Here is a 17,181-nt window from a genome sequence, read left to right on the forward strand (position 1 = left end):
CTGAACGGAGCTGTGATGCAGGACGTCTCCTCGCTGGTGGCCCAGGCCAGGGAAGGCCGGCCGCGGGCCGTGGCCAGGCTGATCTCGCTGGTGGAGGGGGCGTCCCCGCAGCTCAGGGAGGTCATGGAAACGCTCGCGCCGCTGACCGGCGGGGCGTACGTGGTCGGACTGACCGGTTCGCCGGGCGTCGGCAAGTCCACCTCCACCTCGGCGCTGGTGACGGCGTACCGCAAGCAGGGCAGGCGGGTCGGCGTGCTCGCCGTCGACCCGTCGTCCCCCTTCTCCGGGGGCGCCCTGCTCGGCGACCGCGTCCGGATGTCGGAGCACGCCTCCGACCCGGGCGTCTACATCCGCTCGATGGCCACCCGCGGCCACCTCGGCGGCCTCGCGTGGGCCGCCCCGCAGGCCATCCGGGTCCTCGACGCGGCGGGCTGCGAGGTGATCCTGGTCGAGACGGTGGGCGTCGGCCAGTCGGAGGTCGAGATCGCCTCCCAGGCCGACACCTCCGTCGTCCTCCTCGCCCCGGGCATGGGCGACGGCATCCAGGCCGCCAAGGCCGGGATCCTGGAGATCGGCGACGTCTACGTGGTCAACAAGGCCGACCGCGACGGCGCGGACGCGACCGCCCGCGAGCTGAACCACATGCTGGGCCTCGGCGAGTCCCGCGGCCCCGGCGACTGGCGCCCGCCGATCGTCAAGACGGTCGCCGCGCGCGGCGAGGGCGTCGACGAGGTCGTCGAGGCCCTGGAGAAGCACCGCGCCTGGATGGAGGAGCGGGACGTCCTGGCCGAACGCCGCCGGGCCCGCGCCGCCCGCGAGGTCGAGACGATCGCCGTCACCACCCTGCGCGAACGCATCGGCGACCTGCACGGCGACCGCCGCCTCGGCGCTCTCGCGGATCGCATCGTGGCGGGTGAACTGGACCCCTACCGCGCGGCGGACGAACTGGTGGCGGGGCTCACGAGCGGCTGAGGCCGCCCCGGAAAAGCAGGCGCGGACGCGGAGCCGCGCTGGTACGTTGACCGCGTGTTCCTCCTCTTGGCCTAGGGCCCGCCCCGCACGCGACCGCCGCTGTCCGGCCGTCGCGTGCTTCGGCGTCCCCTTTCCGGCCTCGTCCTGAGGAACCTCTCGTATGTCCACGCACGCCGCGCGGCCCTCGTACGCCGCCGTCCTCCGCGTCCCCCACGCCTGCCGCACCTTCGTGGCCGCCCTCGTCGGCCGGCTCTCGTACGGCACGGTCTCCCTCGCGCTGATGCTCTCCGTGACCCGGTCCACCGGGTCGTACGCCGTGGCCGGCACGGTCATGGCCGTCTTCGGCGCCACCGGCGTCTTCCTGTCCCCCTACCGCGCGGCCCTCGTCGACCGGTACGGCCCGCGCCGGGCCCTGCTGCCCATGGCGCTGCTGTACGCCGCCCTGCTCTGCGCGCTGGCGGCGGCGTGCTGGCGGCCGGGCACGCCGGCCGCCGTCCTCGCGGTGACCGCCGCCCTCGCCGGCGCCTGTACGCCCCCGCTCGGTCCCACGATGCGGGCGGTGTGGGCCGAACTGCTCCCGGACCGGGCGATGGTGCAGCGCGCCTACAGCCTGGACGGGGTCGCCGAGGAACTGCTCTTCGTCTCCGGCCCGCTCCTGGTCGGTCTGGTGATCGGCTTCGCCCCGCCGGCCGCCGGCGTCCTGCTCAGCGCGCTGCTGGTGGCGGTGGGCACGCTGGCGTTCGTCACGTCACCGGCGGCGGGCGCGCTGCGTCCGGCGGGGCGGCCGAACGACGGCGTCCCGGCGGACGGACGAGGCCGCACGGGGCAGTGGCGGTCCCTGCTGCAACCCGTCGTCGTCGCGGCGGGCGTCGGCGTGGCGGTCAGCGCCGTCGACCTCCTCGTCGTCGCCTTCGCGGGGCAGCGCGGGCTCGGCGGCGGCACCGTCGCCTGGGTACTGGCGGCGCTGTCGGCGGGCAGCGCGGTCGGCGGGCTGCTGAACGGCGCCGTCGACTGGAGCTCGTCCGCCCGGGCCCGGCTTCCGTTCCTCACGGCCGGGCTCGGCCTGTGTCTGGCCGCGGCGGGACTGGCCCCCGGCGTCGGCGCGCTCGTCGTGGCCGTCGCCTGCGCGGGACTGTTCGTGGCCCCGGCGCTGACGACGGCCTACCTGATCGCCGACGAGGGCGCGGCGCCCGGCTTCCGGACCAGGGCCGGCGCCTGGTGCAACACGGCCGTGAACGGCGGCATGGCGGCCGGCGCCGCCGCGGTGGGCCTGCTGGTGGAACGGCTGCCGCTGCCGGTGTGCTTCGCGGTGTCCGGCGCGGTCGCCCTGGCGGCGGCGCTGGTCCCGGGGCGCCGCCGCCCTCGGCCGGCCGGTCGGCCGGCCGAGCGGCCGGGGCCGCTCAGTCGTCGTCCGAGCCCGAGTCGTCCGCGTCGTCGGAGTCGTCGGAGCGCGAGTCGTCGGAGTGCGAGTCGTGCGAGCGGTCGGCCGTGACCTCGCCGGTCCTCGGGTCGACGCGCCAGTCCTGCTCGGCCTTGCCCGAGGCACGGGTCTCGACCTCCCAGGCCGTCTCGCCGTCGCCGTGGTGACCGTCCTCGTCCAGCTCGACGGAGGTCACGGTGCCGTGGCCGGACGCCGCCCGCACGGCCTCGGCGGCGTCCACGGACGTGCCCTTCAGGGCGGCCCGCACCTCGTCGGTGTCGTCCTCGTCGTCCGTCTGAGAGCCGAGGACCTTGCCGGAGGCCGGGTCGATCCGGACGCTGTGCCACGTGCCGTCGCCGGAGAGGACGTCGACCTCCCAGGCGGCGCGCTCGCCGTCGTCTCCGCCGTCCAGGTCGGCGGAGACGGCGGTGCCCGGCGTCTTCTTCAGCGCGGCGGCGAGGGCGTCGGCCGCCGTCACCTTCGCGGAGGCGGCGCGGGCGGCGTCGTCGCGGTCGTCGGCGTCGGCGTCGTCGGCGGTGTCGTCCCCGTCGTCGGACGAGGAGCCCCTCACGTCCGCCTGACCCGACGCTTTCCCCGGGTCGTCCTCGCCCGAGGTGGCCAGGGCCGTCGCCGTACCGCCCCCGATCAGTGCGGCGGCGGTGACGGCGGCGATCACGATGTTGCGCTTCATGCGGTTCCTCCCGAGTCGTACAAGGCCGGTCGAGTCGCTGTGCTTTCGACACCCTCACTGTCCGGGACGGACGCTGAGGCCAAGCTGAAGCCGCCTGAAGGGATCTTCAGCTCGCCTTTGCCACTCTTGTCCCATGCACCCACCCGTCGCCCACCACCACCCCGCCGGAGGCGCTTCGCGCCGCCCCTCCCGACTGCTGATCGTGGAGGACGAGAAGCGCCTGGCCGTGTCGCTCGCCCGGGGCCTGACCGCCGAGGGCTACGCCGTGGACGTCGTCCACGACGGCCGGGAGGGCCTGCACCGGGCCGGCGAGGGTGCGTACGACCTCGTCATCCTCGACATCATGCTGCCGGGCCTCAACGGCTACCGCGTCTGCGCCGCCCTGCGCGCCGCCGGCCACGAGGTGCCGATCCTGATGCTCACCGCCAAGGACGGGGAGTACGACGAGGCGGAGGGCCTGGACACGGGCGCGGACGACTACCTCACCAAGCCCTTCTCCTACGTCGTCCTCGTCGCCCGCGTCAAAGCCCTCTTGCGGCGGCGGGCCCAGGCCGCCGGGGCGTCGCCCGTGCACGTCCACGGGGACCTGAAGGTCGACACCGCCGCCCGGCGGGTCTTCCTGGGCGAGCGGGAGGTCACCCTCACCGCGAAGGAGTTCGCCGTCCTGGAGCAGCTCGTGCTGCGGGCCGGACAGGTCGTGTCCAAGGCGGAGATCCTGGAGCACGTCTGGGACTTCGCCTACGACGGCGACCCCAACATCGTCGAGGTGTACGTCAGCGCCCTGCGGCGCAAGCTGAGCGCCGGCCTCATCCGGACCGTGCGCGGCGCCGGTTACCGGCTGGAGGACGAGCGATGAGCCGGCTCCTCGGCTCGGTGCGGGCCCGGGCCACGCTCGGCGCCACCCTCGTGGTCGCCGTCGCCCTCGTCGCGGCCGGCACCGCCGTCCTGCTCTCCCTGCGCTCCAACCTGCTCGGTGAGGCCGGCACCCAGGCGGAACGCTCCGCGCGGGAGGTCGCCACCGAGCTGGCCGTCGGGACGCCGTACGGCGAACTGTCGCTGGACGTCGACGACCGCCCGGTGCAGATCGTGGACGAGGACGGCACCCTGGTCGCCGCGAGCGAGGACCTGGAGCGGATCAGCGGCACCAGCGTCGGCGCCGTGCAGCCGCAGCCGGCCGCCACCGGTGACGGCGGCGACGGTGACGACGACGGCGGCGACACGGACGAGGACGACTCCGGCGAGTCACTGGAACCCGGTGAGATCGGTGAGCGGACCACCGTCAGCGACGGCTCCGCGACCATCGACGGCGACCCGGAGGACTACCGCTTCGCCGCCGTGCCCGTCGAGACCCGGGAGCAGGGCCGCCTCACCGTCTGGGCGGGTGCCCCGCTGTCGGCCGAACACGGCGCCGTGAACACCGCACTGACCGTCATGCTGATCGGCTTCCCGCTGCTGCTCGCGGTCGTCGGGTGGGTGACCTGGATGGTCACCGGACGCGCCCTGCGCCCGGTGGAGGGCATCCGCCGGGAGATGGCCGCGATCACCGCCAGCGAGGACCTGGCGCGCCGCGTGCCGGTGCCCGGGACGCACGACGAGGTCGCCCGGCTCGCGTCGACCACCAACGAGACGCTGTCCGCCCTGGAGGCCTCGGTGGACCGGCAGCGGCGTTTCGTCGCCGACGCCTCGCACGAGCTGCGCAGCCCGATCGCCTCGCTGCGCACCCAGCTGGAGGTGGCCGCCGCCCACCCGGAGCTGCTGGACCTCGACGGCGCCGTGGAGGACACGGTGCGGTTGCAGCGGCTCGCCGCCGACCTGTTGCTGCTGGCCAGGCTGGACGCGGGGGAGCGGCCCGCCGACGCCCGCGTCGACCTGGCGGCGCTCGCGCGGGAGGAGGCCGGGGCCCGGGTCGGCGTGCGGGTGCGGGCCGGGGAGGAGGGCGAGGGCGAGGTGACGGTGGCGGGGTCGCGGGGGCAGCTGGGACGGGTGCTGGCCAACCTGCTCGACAACGCCCAGCGGCACGCCCGCTCCGCGGTGGAGGTCTCCGTGCGGCGGGACGGCGAGCTGGCCGTGCTCGCGGTGGCCGACGACGGCGAGGGCGTGCCGGCGGCCGACCGGGAGCGGATCTTCGAGAGGTTCGTACGGCTCGACGCGGCCCGCAGCCGTGACGACGGCGGGGCCGGTCTGGGGCTGGCCATCGCCCGCGACGTCGCCGTGCGGCACGGCGGCACCCTCACGGTCCATGACGCGCCGGCAGGCGGCGCCCTGTTCGAGCTCCGCCTGCCGGGTACCGCCTAGGTCCGCACGGCCCTCGGGCGCGTGGTCGGGTGTGTGGTCAGGTGCGTCCTCGCTGCCCGCGCAGGTGCTCCGCGATGGGCCTGAGCGCCTTGTCGAGCTCCGTCAGCGCCTCGGGCGCCAGCAGGTCGATGAAGTGCCGGCGGACGGACGCCACATGGTGCGGAGCGACCCTGCGCATCGTCTCCAGGCCGTGCGGGGTGAGGACGGCGTAGAGCCCCCGGCGGTCGGACTCGCAGTTCTCCCGCCGGACCAGGTCCGCGTTCTCCATGCGGGTGATCTGGTGGGAGAGGCGGCTCTTGGACTGCATCGTGGCGGCGGCCAGGTCACTCATGCGCATCCTGTCGCCCTCCGACTCGGAGAGGTTCACCAGGATCTCGTAGTCGTTCATCGTCAGGCCGAACGGCTGCAGGTCCTTCTCGAGCTGGTGCGTCAACAGCCTGTTGACCTCCAGGTGGGTGCGCCAGGCACACTGCTCCGTATCGGTCAGCCAGCGGGTGGCCGTCTCGGTCTCCATGAATGAAGTCTACCTAAAATGTTGAAAGGCGAACTAGTGACGGGTTCTCCGTGACGGTGACGGTGCGCACGCGTTCGATGTCACACTCCGCAGATTACCGCTCACAGCCCGAAGCGGCGCTGGAGGTCCCCCAGCTGTCCGGGAAGCCCCGGTACCCCGGACCGGCCGCCCGGCGCGCCGGACGCCCCGCCTCCGGGTACCCCCGCCTGCTGCGGAGTGGCACCCGTGGCCTGCTCCGCCATCAGCGTCTCGCTCGACTGGAGCAGCACCGTCCCCGCCCCCACGAACTCGAACTGGTGCTCCTCCCCGGAGGCGCCGCCGAGGCCCGTCATCGCACGTAGACCGCCCATCAGGCCGGTCATGTACCCGTGGTCGTAGTGATGGCACGGCGACGGGCAGTCGGCCCAGCCGACCAGGGCCTGGGGGTCGACCCGGATCGGGGGTTCCATGAACACCACCGGACCGTTCGACGCCGCCACGAACTTTCCGGTTCCGATCAGTGTCAGAAAACCCGGCACGATCGACTGCTTGAGGGCGAGACTTGGCTGAAAAGCGAGCAAGTTGCCCGAGCGAATGGTCAGGTTGCCCTCTTCGAGGTCGAAGGAATTCACGTCGAAGGCCCGGTCGGCGAGGAGCATCTTGCCCGAGCCCTCGGCCACGACCCAGTCGCTCGCGTGCAGAGGCGAATGGAAGGAAGTGCGCACCAGACGGTCCAGCCGGCCGTGCCCGATCCCGTTGAAGTCGATCGTCCCGTAGTAGGCGATCATCTTCCCCTTCTGCAGGAACCACTGACCGCCCTTGAGCTCCACGCAGAAGGTGTAGGCGTTGACGTTGTCGTCGGCCGGCAGGGTCGCCGGATCGTGGTGGACGGTGCTCACAGCTTCTCCTCCGACGCCTGGACGTACACCGTGCCGCTGCCGCTGAGCTCCAGCTGGAAGGCCTCACCGGAGCCGCGCCCCACCATGTCCCGCCAGCCCATGGCCGTGGACAGCCTGTTGCGTACGTCACCGTGGTGGGCGACGTACGCCTGCGGGTCCACGCGCACCGGCCGCTGCGGGGTGACGGGGATCTCGAAGACGCCCCCGTGGGCCATCACCGCCACGGAGCCGTGGCCCCTGAGGCTGGTCGTGAACAGCCCCTGTCCGCTGACCTGCCCGCGCACCATGCCCATCACCCCGCCCTGCGCGCCCAGGAACACCGTGCCCTGCTCCAGGGTGCCCTCGAAGGCGAGGAGGCGGTCCGCCTCGACGTACAGCGTGTCCCCGGCCAGGCCGATCACCTGGACATGGTGGCCGCCGTGCCCGAAGAGCACCGTGCCGCTGCCCTCGACCGTCATCAGCGGCGTGTCCTCGTTCGCCACCCGGCGGCCGATCATCGACACGACCCCGCCCTGACCGCTTCGCAGGTTCGGGGTGAACGACACCTCGCCCTGGTAGGCGAGCATCGCGCCGCGCTGGCTGTAGAGCCGCTGCCCGGGCGCGACGGTCGCGCGCACCATCTTGGAATTGATCTCCTCGAAGGCCATGGTCAGACATCCCCCGCGATCGTGTTCCGCTCGCTCGGCTGCACGTAGACCAGCCCGTCGCCCTCGAAGCGGATCTGGAAGGCCTCCCCGCCGCCCTCCCCGAACAGCGTGCGGAACGTCACACCCGACTGGAAGGACTGCCGCAGGTTCCCCTGGTGCGCCACATAGGCCCCCGGGTCGACGGTCAGCGGGTACTGCGCGCTGACCCGCAGCACCACCGGCGTGCCGTCCGACATGATCGCGGCCTGTCCGTGCCCCTCCACGGTCGTGGTGAACAGCCCGTTGCCCTGCGAGGCGCCGCGCGCCCCGGTGAAACTGGTGCCGGTGCGCAGTCCCGCGTCGGCCGCCAGGAAGTTGCTCGACTCGACGTACAGCGTGTCGCCCTGGAGACCCACGAGAGTGATCTCCGACGCCCGGTCCGCGAACCAGCAGGTCCCGTGCCCCTTCACCTCCATCACCGTCATCTGCTCGCCGGTGATCCGCCGGGTCACCATCCCGCGGATGCCCTCACCGCCGCCGCTGAGTTTCTTGAAGGCCATCTCGCCGTCGTACGCGACCATCGAGCCGTTCTTCGCCTTCACGGCGTCTCCGGTCATGTCGACGGCGAGGACCTTGCTGCCTTGAAGTCGGAACATCGCCACAAATGTGAAGGTAGCCCGCCGGGTGGGCCCGCCGACAGGTCCCCGGGGTGGAGACGCCCCCAGGCCGTCCCCGCCGGCCCCGGGTCCGCCGCCGGCGGGGACCGCGCCCGCCCCCCTCACCCGGGCGCGTCTAGGGTTTGCCACAATGGACGCGCGCTTGTGCGTCCGTTCACAAGGCGCCCAGCTCAGCGACGTCCGATGTCTCTCCCACCGAAGGTGACCCGTGGACCTCAAGACCGCCTCCGCCCTCCGCCGCCTCCGCCTGGTCTCCGGCCCCGAGGCGATCTCGTTCCTGCTCCTGCTGGTCTGCTCCGTGCTGAAGCGGACCACCGAATTCAACGCGGTGCCGGTGATGGGCGCGGTCCACGGCTTCCTCTTCGTGCTGTACGTGATCTTCTGGGCGGACGCCTGGAACCGCGCCAAGTGGTCCCTCGGTACCGCCGCCTTCTACTTCGTCATGTCGGTCCTGCCGACCGGCGGCTTCTTCGCCGAGCGCAGGCTCAAGCGCGAGGCCGAGAGCGCGGTCATCGCCTCCCGCGCCCGCCAGGAAGGAATCGTGGGCGCATGATCGTCGCCTTCTCCGTGACGCCGCTCGGCGTCGGCGAGGACGTGGGGGAGTACGTCGCCGACGCCGTCCGGGTGGTCCGCGAGTCGGGCCTGCCGAACCGCACCGACGCGATGTTCACGTCCGTCGAGGGCGAGTGGGACGAGGTCATGGACGTCGTCCGGCGGGCCGTCGCCGCCGTCGAGGCACGGGCGCCGCGCGTGTCCCTGGTCCTCAAGGCGGACATCCGCCCCGGCGTGACGGACGGCCTCACGTCGAAGGTGGACACGGTGGAGCGCCACCTCGCCGGGTAGCCGTGGGGCGCGGGCGGTGGTATCGAAAGGCGAGACGAGGCTGACCGGCATGTGACCGGCCGGTAAGGTCTGATGCCGTGCCGAAGCCCCTGAGTCTCTCGTTCGACCCCATCGCCCGTGCCGACGAACACTGGAAGCAGCGCTGGGGCGGCGTGCCTTCGATGTCCGCCATCACGTCGATCATGCGGGCGCACCAGATCCTGCTGGCCGAGGTCGACGCCGTGGTCAAGCCGTACGAGCTGACCTTCGCGCGCTACGAGGCGCTGGTGCTGCTCACCTTCTCCAAGTCGGGCGAGCTGCCGATGTCCAAGATCGGCGAGCGCCTGATGGTGCACCCCACCTCCGTGACGAACACCGTCGACCGGCTGGTGAGGTCCGGGCTGGTCGCCCGCCGCCCCAACCCCAACGACGGCCGCGGCACGCTCGCCACCATCACCGACAAGGGCCGCGAGGTGGTCGAGGCGGCCACCCGCGACCTCATGGCGATGGACTTCGGCCTGAGCGCCTACGACGCCGAGGAGTGCGCCGAGATCTTCGCGATGCTGCGCCCCTTGCGGGTGGCGGCGGGGGATTTCGCGGACACGGACTGAGTGACGCCTTTACGATTGCCGTGGGTCAGTACGCTGCTCTCCGCCGAAGCGGAGATGTTCCGACGAGGTAGACCACGGACAGCCAGCCGTGAGCGTGCTCCCCGCCGCTGCGGGGATTTTGCGGCGGTTACGCTCGTATCCATGAAACGAAGCGTGCTGACCCGCTACCGCGCCATGGCGTACCTCACCGGTGTGCTGCTGATCCTTCTCTGTCTCGGCATGATCGCCAAGTATCTGCTGGACGTGAATGGTGCCGCCGACTTCACGCGCATCGTCAGCATCGCGCACGGCTGGCTCTACGTCGTCTATCTTGTCGTCGCCTTCGACCTGGGCGCCAAGGCGAAGTGGAAGGTCAGCAAGCAGCTGTGGGTGCTGCTGGCCGGGACCATCCCGACCGCCGCGTTCTTCGTCGAGCGCAGGGTCAGCCAGGAGCTGGACGCCAAGGTCGCGGCCGCCGAGGCGCCCGCGGCGGCCAAGGCGTAGCCGGGTCCGTCAAGACCTCCCACCGCCGTACGGACACCCGTACGGCGGTACCCCATCGACATTTACTTGGACGTCCTAGTAAATTCGGGGGTATGGACGCTGACGCCATAGAGGAGGGCCGCCGTCGCTGGCAGGCCCGGTACGACGCGGCGCGCAAGCGCGACGCGGACTTCACCACGCTCTCGGGTGATCCCGTGGAGCCCGTGTACGGGCCCCGGCCCGGGGACGCGTACGAGGGCTTCGAGCGGATCGGCTGGCCGGGGGAGTACCCCTTCACCCGTGGCCTGCATCCCACGGGCTACCGGGGGCGGACGTGGACCATCCGCCAGTTCGCCGGGTTCGGCAACGCCGAGCAGACCAACGAGCGCTACAAGATGATCCTCCGCAACGGCGGGGGCGGGCTCTCGGTCGCCTTCGACATGCCGACCCTGATGGGCCGCGACTCCGACGACCCGCGCTCGCTCGGCGAGGTCGGGCACTGCGGCGTGGCCATCGACTCGGCCGCCGACATGGAGGTGCTGTTCAAGGACATCCCGCTCGGGGACGTGACGACCTCCATGACGATCAGCGGGCCGGCCGTGCCCGTGTTCTGCATGTACCTGGTCGCCGCGGAGCGGCAGGGCGTGGACGCCTCCGTCCTCAACGGCACGCTCCAGACGGACATCTTCAAGGAGTACATCGCGCAGAAGGAGTGGCTCTTCCAGCCCGAGCCGCACCTGCGCCTGATCGGCGACCTGATGGAGTACTGCGCGGCCGGCATCCCCGCCTACAAGCCGCTCTCGGTCTCCGGCTACCACATCCGCGAGGCGGGCTCCACGGCCGCGCAGGAACTCGCGTACACGCTCGCGGACGGCTTCGGGTACGTGGAGCTGGGCCTCTCGCGCGGGCTGGACGTCGACGTCTTCGCCCCCGGCCTCTCCTTCTTCTTCGACGCGCACCTCGACTTCTTCGAGGAGATCGCCAAGTTCCGCGCGGCCCGGCGCATCTGGGCCCGCTGGATGCGGGACGTGTACGGCGCGCGGACCGACAAGGCGCAGTGGCTGCGCTTCCACACGCAGACGGCGGGCGTCTCGCTCACCGCCCAGCAGCCCTACAACAACGTGGTGCGCACGGCCGTGGAGGCGCTGGCGGCGGTGCTCGGCGGGACCAACTCCCTGCACACCAACGCACTCGACGAGACCCTCGCGCTGCCCAGCGAGCAGGCCGCGGAGATCGCCCTGCGCACCCAGCAGGTGCTGATGGAGGAGACCGGCGTCGCCAACGTCGCCGACCCGCTCGGTGGTTCCTGGTTCGTCGAGCAGCTGACGGACCGGATCGAGGCCGACGCGGAGAAGATCTTCGAGCAGATCAAGGAGCGGGGGCTGCGCGCCCACCCCGACGGGCGGCACCCGATCGGGCCGATCACCTCCGGCATCCTGCGCGGCATCGAGGACGGCTGGTTCACCGGCGAGATCGCCGAGTCCGCCTTCCGCTACCAGCAGTCCCTGGAGAAGGGCGACAAGAAGGTCGTCGGCGTCAACGTCCACACCGGTTCCGTCACCGGCGACCTGGAGATCCTGCGGGTCAGCCACGAGGTGGAGCGCGAGCAGGTCCGGGACCTGGGCGCACGCAAGGCGGCCCGCGACGACGCGGCCGTGCGCACCGCCCTCGACGGCATGCTGGCCGCGGCCCGCTCCGGCGGCAACATGATCGAACCGATGCTGGACGCGGTGCGCGCCGAGGCGACGCTCGGCGAGATCTGCGGAGTGCTGCGCGACGAGTGGGGCGTGTACACGGAACCGGCGGGGTTCTAGGCGCCGCGGGCCGGCCCGGGCACCTCCGGAGGCGGCGCCCCCGACCCCTCCGGCCTACGCCCGGGCCCCCTGCTCGGCCGGCGCGGAGGCGAGGCCCCACAGCAGGACCTGGGTGAAGCTCCGCACCCAGTCCCCGTCCGCGGCCTCCGCGCTGACCAGCGTGCGGTGCACCACCGCGCCCGCGACCACGTCGAAGATCAGGTCCACGGTGCGGGCCGCCTCGGCGGCGTCGGGCTCGGGCGGCAGCTCGCCCCTGGCCTGGGCGCGGGCCCTGCCCTCCAGCACGAGGCGCTTCTGCCGCTCGACGATCGACGTGCGGATGCGCTCGCGCAGCGCGTCGTCGCGGGTGGACTCGGCGACCACCGCCATCAGGCCGCTCTTGGCCTCCGGGCGGGCCAGGATGGCCGCGAACTGGAGCACCACTCCCTCGATGTCGGCGGCCAGGGAGCCGCGGTCGGGGAGCCGGAGCTCGTCGAAGAGCTCGGCGACCGCGTCGACCACCAGTTCGTTCTTGCCCGCCCAGCGGCGATAGAGGGTCGTCTTGGCAACCCCGGCCCGCGTCGCCACGTCTCCCAGGGTGAGCTTCGACCAGCCCAGATCGACCAGGGCCGCCCGCGTCGCGGCCAGGATCGCGGTGTCCGCCGCGGCGCTGCGCGGGCGCCCGGCACGGCCGGCGGGGGTGCTGCTTGGCATGCACCGACCTTAACCGGGGGGTAACCCCGGGCCGGCCGTGAGGGAGATCACGGAGGCGGGGTGTTCCGACGGACCGTCATGGCATTACGCTACGAGGCGTAGCGAAAGCACGGGTCCGCCCGTGCCCCAGCGACGACCACGGGCGTGGGGTGGGGACCCGGCGCCAACAGGACACATCGGGGCGGGCTTTCACGCCGCTTTTCACACACGCGCGAGTACGGGGGAGGATAGACCCATGCAGCCACGGAACATGTCCATGAGCGGGGTCGTCGACCTCGCCGCGGTGAAGGCGGCCCAGGAGGCCAAGGCGAAGGCGGAGCAGGCGCGCGCCGAGGCGGCCCGCCACGGCGGGACGGGGGCCGTCTCCCCGGCCGATCTCGTCATCGACGTCGACGAGGCCGGCTTCGAGAGTGAAGTACTGCAGCGGTCCACCGAGGTCCCGGTCGTCATCGACTTCTGGGCCGAGTGGTGCGAGCCCTGCAAGCAGTTGAGCCCGGTCCTGGAGCGGCTCGCCGTCGAGTACGGCGGACGCTTCCTCCTCGCCAAGATCGACGTCGACGCCAACCAGATGCTGATGCAGCAGTTCGGCGTCCAGGGCATCCCGGCCGTCTTCGCGGTCGTGGCCGGACAGGCGCTGCCGCTCTTCCAGGGCGCCGCCGGCGAGGCACAGATCCGCCAGACCCTGGACCAGCTGGTGCAGGTCGCCGAGGAGCGCTTCGGCCTGACCGGACTCGCCGTCGACCCGGAGGCGGAGCCGGGCGACCGCCCCGTCGCCGCCGAGCGGCCGGCCGGTCCGCACGACGCGGCCCTGGAGGCCGCCGTGCGTGCGCTGGACGCGGGCGATCTGGCCGGAGCCGTCCAGGCGTACAAGAACGTGCTCGGTGAGGACCCGGGCAACACGGAGGCGAAACTGGGCCTCGCCCAGGCCGAGTTGCTCCAGCGCGTGCAGGACGCCGACCCGCAGAAGGTCCGCCAGGAGGCCGCCGACAAGCCCGGCGACGCCCGTGCCCAGATCGCCGCCGCCGACCTGGACCTGGTCGGCGGCCACGTGGAGGACGCCTTCGGGCGCCTCATCGACACGGTGCGCGTCACGGCCGGCGACGACCGGGACGCCGTACGGGTGCGGCTGCTGGAGCTGTTCGAGGTGGTCGGGGCCGACGATCCGCGGGTCGCCGCGGCGCGCAGGGCGCTGGCCCGCGCCCTGTTCTGACGGGCGGTCCGGGCGTCGGTTCCAGGCCGGTCGCCGGGTGTTCGTCCGCGTGATAGCCGTGGGGAAGAGCTGTCGACGGGACGCCCATGCGGCCGCGTTTTGCCAAAACTTGGCAATCGCGGCCGCTGTTACTGCAAGTAAGTCAACGGCGTCGATCTGTCGGAATCTGTCCAGCGATCAATAGTTTTGTACCGCCCCTATGACGCACCCAGCGTCGCCGTTCGGGGCCGGTGCGTCGCCCCACGGTTATCCGCCCGTTACTAGCGAGTAACGAACCCCCTTGTGCCGACGGCGAGAATGCACCACGATCGGCGACGCTCGGTCCGTTCCCGTACCCCGAAAGCCAGTCGGGTCGCGGGGGTTCCTGGGTCCCCACCGAGCAGAGCCGGCAGCAGTGGTGCCGGCTCTTGGGCAGGGGGGTCTTCGTCCATCCGGCGAAGCCTGTCCAGCAGGGTTGTGCGTGATGCGTGTCAGGCGCGACCAGTGGTTGTCGCTCGGGGGTGATCGCCGGTGATTCGGGCGCGTTCGTACGTGCCGCCGAGCGCGGGCGCTCTCCTTCCCGAGGACGTAGCACTTCTCCCATCCCTGCCAGGCGAGTCTCCGCACCGGAGGCGGGCCGAGGCCAGGAGATGTACGTCCGAGAAGGAGGAAATATGGAGTCCCAGGTGCGTGGCGGGACCAGATGGAAGCGGTTCGCTGTGGTCATGGTGCCCAGCGTGGCCGCCACGGCTGCGATAGGCGTCGCGCTGGGGCAGGGCGCTCTCGCCGCGTCGTTCAGCGTTTCCGGCCAGTCGTTCAAGGTGACGGCGGACCAACTCGACGGCACGGGTTTCTCCCAGTACGGGGCGATCGACTCGGGGTACACGCTGAAGGGCGAGAAGACGGCTCACCCCGTCGCCGTCTCGGCGTTCAAGTCTGCGTCGATCAAGAACATGTGCCAGTCCGTGGTCACCCCGGACATCCCGTTGATCGGTTCTGTCAGCCTCATGCTGAAGGCCGGCGGCGGTGGGACGGCGGTCGAGGCTGAGAACCTGTACATCGACGTCGAGAACCTCGAGGCCGATGCCACCTTCCGCGGCATCGACATCGGTGTGGCAGCCAAGGACGCCGTCAAGGGTCCCGGCATCAAGAAGGGCGACACTGCGAACCCGAACGGATTCGCGCAGCAGGCCGACTCGGCCACGCTGAAGAACGTGAAGCAGACGGCGTGGGCGACCACCGCCGGAACGTTCAAGCTCAGCGGTCTGAAGATGTCGCTGTCCAAGGGTGTCAAGGAGTGCTACTGAGCACCCCTTGACGGGCGGGGGAGCCACACCGGCGCCCCCGCCCGTCCCCTCTCCGGCCGCGCCTTCACCCGCGGCCCACATCTCCACCACAGCAAAGCCGTACCAGGGAGCTGTTTTCCATGAGCGCCGAGACCCCTGCCGCCGAAGGCCAGTTCACCCGCCGAAGGCTGCAGTTCCGCGCCTGGCGAGGCGCGCGGCCGTTCTGGGCCGGCCTGTTCGTCGCGCTCGGCGGAATCCCCATCGCCTACTTCCCGTACGCGAACCTCCAGATCGGTCACCTGACGCTGGCGATGGCCACCACCGCGGGCGCCGGGTCCCTGATCATCGGCGTGCTGCTGGTCGTCCTGGGCGTCAGCCTGTGGTTCCAGAAGCACGTGCGGGTCTTCGCGGGCGTCGCGGCGATCCTGCTGGCGCTGGTGTCCATTCCCGTGTCCAACCTCGGCGGGTTCCTCATCGGCTTCCTGCTCGCGCTGATCGGCGGGGCCATGGCCGTCTCGTGGGTGCCGGGCGAACCGCCGCAGGCCGAGCCGCCGCTGGAGAGCAAGGGCACGGGTGTCGCGCCCGAGGGCGTGGTCCCCGGCACCGCGATGCCCGGCACGCAGGTGTCCGGCACGCCGGTGTCCGACGCCACGGTGCCGCAGCCGCGGGACGGAGTGGACGGCGGGAGCCCCACCCAGGCCTTCGCGCCGCTGAGGGCGAACGATCTGTCAGGAACGAGCCCGGCCAACGGGGCGAACGGGAGGCACAGTGCCGGCTGACGAGGTGACCCGCGGGACTGACGTGGAGTCGTCCCGCGTGAGAACCGGGCCGCGCCACGCGGCACCCAAGAAGCCGTTGTTCACCAGGTTCCACGTGCCGGCCGGCAAGGCCATCGCCCTCGCGGCGATGCCCACGGCCGTGCTCATGGGGATGGGATTCACGCCGACGCTGGCCCTCGCCGACGGCAACGACTCGGCGAAGCCGACCTCCAACAGCCTGACGGCCGACGAGTACAAGGACTGCGTGGCGGCCCTGGAGGACGCCGAGAAGGGCGCGTCCGAGTCGCCCACGCCGTCGCCCTCGGCGACGGACGGGGCGTCCGACGAGGACGACACGAAGGAGCCGTCCCCCTCGGGGTCCGAGGTCTCCGGCGAGGGCAGTGGCACGGAAGCGGGCACGGACCAGGGTGGGTCCTCTTCGCCGGATTCAGGTTCCGACGACGAGGCCGACCCCGCCCCGAGCCCCTCCGCGTCGCAGGAGGCGCAGGACGCGCAGGGCAAGGACCCGCAGAGCGGGGACGCGGCCGGCGGCGACGCCGCGCAGCCGTCCCCCTCGGAGTCCGCGTCCGACGGCGGTCTGCTGGGAGGCCTGGGCGACGCCATCGAGGGCATCTTCACCGGCGGCAAGAAGGCCGAGGAGAGCCCGAGTCCCACGCCGACCCCGTCGGCGTCGGCGTCTGAGGGCGCCGGAGAGGACGCGTCCGGTTCCGCCCAGGAGACGCCCGCCGAGGCCACCGACACGGCGAAGGACGCCGTGGAGGACACGACCGACGCGGCGTCGAAGGCGGCCGGGGACACCGAGGAGCCGGCCGACACGGCCGCCGAGGAGGCCAGGAAGGCCGCCGAGGAGGCGAAGGAGGCCGAGAAGAGGGCCGAGGCCGAGGCCACCGCCTCGCCCACCCCGAGCGCCTCGGAGAGCGCCGGCACGGACGTGGAGGACTGCCCGGTCGCCACGGACGAGGAGGGCGGCGTCGACAACCCGGTGCCGCTGCCCGACGACCCCTGGTACCTCAACGCCAGCTCACTGCTGCTGAAGGGTGCCTCCTACGAGGGGATCGTCGAGGTCAGGACGGCCAACGGCACCACCAAGAAGGTGCTGAAGTACGTCATATCCAACGGCACCGACATCGGGGACCTGCACCAGACGGTCAAGGACGAGCAGGCCGGCAAGACGTACCACGTGCAGGCGGCCAAGGGCTCCACGTCCACGATCCGCGACGGCGACACGGTGATGTACACCGAGAGCATCTCGGGCAACCTGCTCGGGCTGATCCCGATCACCTTCGACCCGGAGAACCCGCCGCCGCTGGACATCCCGCTCATCTACTTCACGAAGGTGACGGTCGTCCAGGCCGGTCAGTTCGGGGGCACGCTCCACATCCCGGGGCTGCACCAGTACACGACCGACTGAGCGCGCCCACGAGCCCGTCCGGGAGCCGCACAACGCCTGAG

Annotated in this window: 19 protein-coding genes; 13 read left to right on the forward strand and 6 right to left on the reverse strand. The window is 71.9% G+C overall.

Going from position 1 to position 17,181, the window contains the following annotated elements:
- Positions 1-15: 15 nt before the first annotated feature.
- On the forward strand, positions 16-972 hold the full coding sequence (meaB, locus tag SAM23877_RS24425; RefSeq protein ID WP_053137204.1) for a methylmalonyl Co-A mutase-associated GTPase MeaB: 957 nt from the start codon (positions 16-18) through the stop codon (positions 970-972).
- A 160-nt stretch (positions 973-1,132) separates the two neighbouring features.
- Positions 1,133-2,464 carry an MFS transporter gene (locus tag SAM23877_RS24430; RefSeq protein ID WP_107408674.1) on the forward strand — a complete coding sequence of 444 codons (1,332 nt, stop codon included), beginning with the start codon at positions 1,133-1,135 and terminating at the stop codon, positions 2,462-2,464.
- On the opposite strand, the gene SAM23877_RS24435 is transcribed toward SAM23877_RS24430, so the two are convergent.
- The gene (locus SAM23877_RS24435; RefSeq protein WP_053137207.1) at positions 2,373-3,083 is read right to left on the reverse strand and encodes a PepSY domain-containing protein; all 711 of its coding nucleotides are present in this window, start codon (positions 3,081-3,083) and stop codon (positions 2,373-2,375) included. The two genes, SAM23877_RS24430 and SAM23877_RS24435, sit on opposite strands and share 92 nt — an antisense overlap.
- 133 nt (positions 3,084-3,216) lie before the next feature.
- On the opposite strand from SAM23877_RS24435, the gene SAM23877_RS24440 reads away from it, so the two are divergent.
- Positions 3,217-3,939, forward strand: a complete 723-nt coding sequence (locus SAM23877_RS24440; protein ID WP_053137210.1) for a response regulator transcription factor — start codon at positions 3,217-3,219, stop codon at positions 3,937-3,939.
- Complete coding sequence (locus tag SAM23877_RS24445; RefSeq protein ID WP_053137213.1) at positions 3,936-5,378, forward strand: sensor histidine kinase; 1,443 nt, start codon at positions 3,936-3,938, stop codon at positions 5,376-5,378. The genes SAM23877_RS24440 and SAM23877_RS24445 overlap by 4 nt, the downstream gene beginning before the upstream one ends.
- 37 nt (positions 5,379-5,415) lie before the next feature.
- On the opposite strand, the gene SAM23877_RS24450 is transcribed toward SAM23877_RS24445, so the two are convergent.
- The 4 genes from SAM23877_RS24450 to SAM23877_RS24465 form a co-directional block, all read right to left on the reverse strand.
- On the reverse strand, positions 5,416-5,892 hold the full coding sequence (locus SAM23877_RS24450) for a MarR family winged helix-turn-helix transcriptional regulator (protein WP_053137216.1): 477 nt from the start codon (positions 5,890-5,892) through the stop codon (positions 5,416-5,418).
- Positions 5,893-5,993: 101 nt separating this feature from the next.
- Positions 5,994-6,770: an AIM24 family protein gene (locus SAM23877_RS24455; protein WP_053137219.1), complete on the reverse strand. Its 777-nt coding sequence runs from the start codon at positions 6,768-6,770 to the stop codon at positions 5,994-5,996.
- Complete coding sequence (locus tag SAM23877_RS24460) at positions 6,767-7,417, reverse strand: AIM24 family protein (RefSeq protein WP_053137222.1); 651 nt, start codon at positions 7,415-7,417, stop codon at positions 6,767-6,769. The genes SAM23877_RS24455 and SAM23877_RS24460 overlap by 4 nt, the downstream gene beginning before the upstream one ends.
- Positions 7,418-7,419: 2 nt before the next feature.
- Complete coding sequence (locus SAM23877_RS24465) at positions 7,420-8,052, reverse strand: AIM24 family protein (RefSeq protein WP_053137225.1); 633 nt, start codon at positions 8,050-8,052, stop codon at positions 7,420-7,422.
- 229 nt (positions 8,053-8,281) lie between these two features.
- Here SAM23877_RS24465 and SAM23877_RS24470 point away from each other — a divergent pair, with 229 nt between their 5' ends.
- The 5 genes from SAM23877_RS24470 (at position 8,282) to icmA (ending at position 11,782) form a co-directional block, all read left to right on the forward strand.
- A complete protein-coding gene (locus SAM23877_RS24470; protein WP_053137228.1) occupies positions 8,282-8,626 on the forward strand; it encodes a DUF3817 domain-containing protein in 345 nt (114 codons plus the stop codon).
- Positions 8,623-8,916, forward strand: coding sequence for an MTH1187 family thiamine-binding protein (locus tag SAM23877_RS24475; RefSeq protein ID WP_053137231.1), 294 nt, complete (start codon positions 8,623-8,625; stop codon positions 8,914-8,916). The genes SAM23877_RS24470 and SAM23877_RS24475 overlap by 4 nt, the downstream gene beginning before the upstream one ends.
- Positions 8,917-8,993: 77 nt before the next feature.
- The gene (locus tag SAM23877_RS24480) at positions 8,994-9,506 is read left to right on the forward strand and encodes a MarR family winged helix-turn-helix transcriptional regulator (RefSeq protein WP_053137234.1); all 513 of its coding nucleotides are present in this window, start codon (positions 8,994-8,996) and stop codon (positions 9,504-9,506) included.
- A gap of 141 nt (positions 9,507-9,647) precedes the next feature.
- The gene (locus tag SAM23877_RS24485; protein ID WP_053137237.1) at positions 9,648-9,989 is read left to right on the forward strand and encodes a DUF3817 domain-containing protein; all 342 of its coding nucleotides are present in this window, start codon (positions 9,648-9,650) and stop codon (positions 9,987-9,989) included.
- 92 nt (positions 9,990-10,081) lie between these two features.
- Positions 10,082-11,782: a coenzyme B12-dependent isobutyryl-CoA mutase large subunit gene (gene icmA / locus SAM23877_RS24490; RefSeq protein WP_053137240.1), complete on the forward strand. Its 1,701-nt coding sequence runs from the start codon at positions 10,082-10,084 to the stop codon at positions 11,780-11,782.
- Positions 11,783-11,836: 54 nt separating this feature from the next.
- On the opposite strand, the gene SAM23877_RS24495 is transcribed toward icmA, so the two are convergent.
- A complete protein-coding gene (locus tag SAM23877_RS24495) occupies positions 11,837-12,475 on the reverse strand; it encodes a TetR/AcrR family transcriptional regulator (RefSeq protein WP_053137243.1) in 639 nt (212 codons plus the stop codon).
- A 235-nt stretch (positions 12,476-12,710) separates the two neighbouring features.
- Between SAM23877_RS24495 and SAM23877_RS24500 the strand changes: the two genes are divergently transcribed.
- From SAM23877_RS24500 to SAM23877_RS24515, 4 genes are all read left to right on the forward strand, one after another.
- Positions 12,711-13,685, forward strand: a complete 975-nt coding sequence (locus SAM23877_RS24500) for a tetratricopeptide repeat protein (RefSeq protein ID WP_053137246.1) — start codon at positions 12,711-12,713, stop codon at positions 13,683-13,685.
- Positions 13,686-14,338: 653 nt separating this feature from the next.
- Positions 14,339-14,971, forward strand: a complete 633-nt coding sequence (locus SAM23877_RS24505; protein WP_053137249.1) for a DUF6230 family protein — start codon at positions 14,339-14,341, stop codon at positions 14,969-14,971.
- Positions 14,972-15,090: 119 nt separating this feature from the next.
- Positions 15,091-15,729 carry a DUF6114 domain-containing protein gene (locus tag SAM23877_RS24510; protein ID WP_053137253.1) on the forward strand — a complete coding sequence of 213 codons (639 nt, stop codon included), beginning with the start codon at positions 15,091-15,093 and terminating at the stop codon, positions 15,727-15,729.
- Complete coding sequence (locus SAM23877_RS24515) at positions 15,719-17,140, forward strand: hypothetical protein (protein ID WP_053137256.1); 1,422 nt, start codon at positions 15,719-15,721, stop codon at positions 17,138-17,140. Before SAM23877_RS24510 ends, SAM23877_RS24515 begins: the two co-directional genes overlap by 11 nt.
- Positions 17,141-17,181 lie beyond the last annotated feature (41 nt).

Source organism: Streptomyces ambofaciens ATCC 23877 (assembly GCF_001267885.1).
Taxonomy (GTDB): Bacteria; Actinomycetota; Actinomycetes; order Streptomycetales; family Streptomycetaceae; genus Streptomyces; species Streptomyces ambofaciens.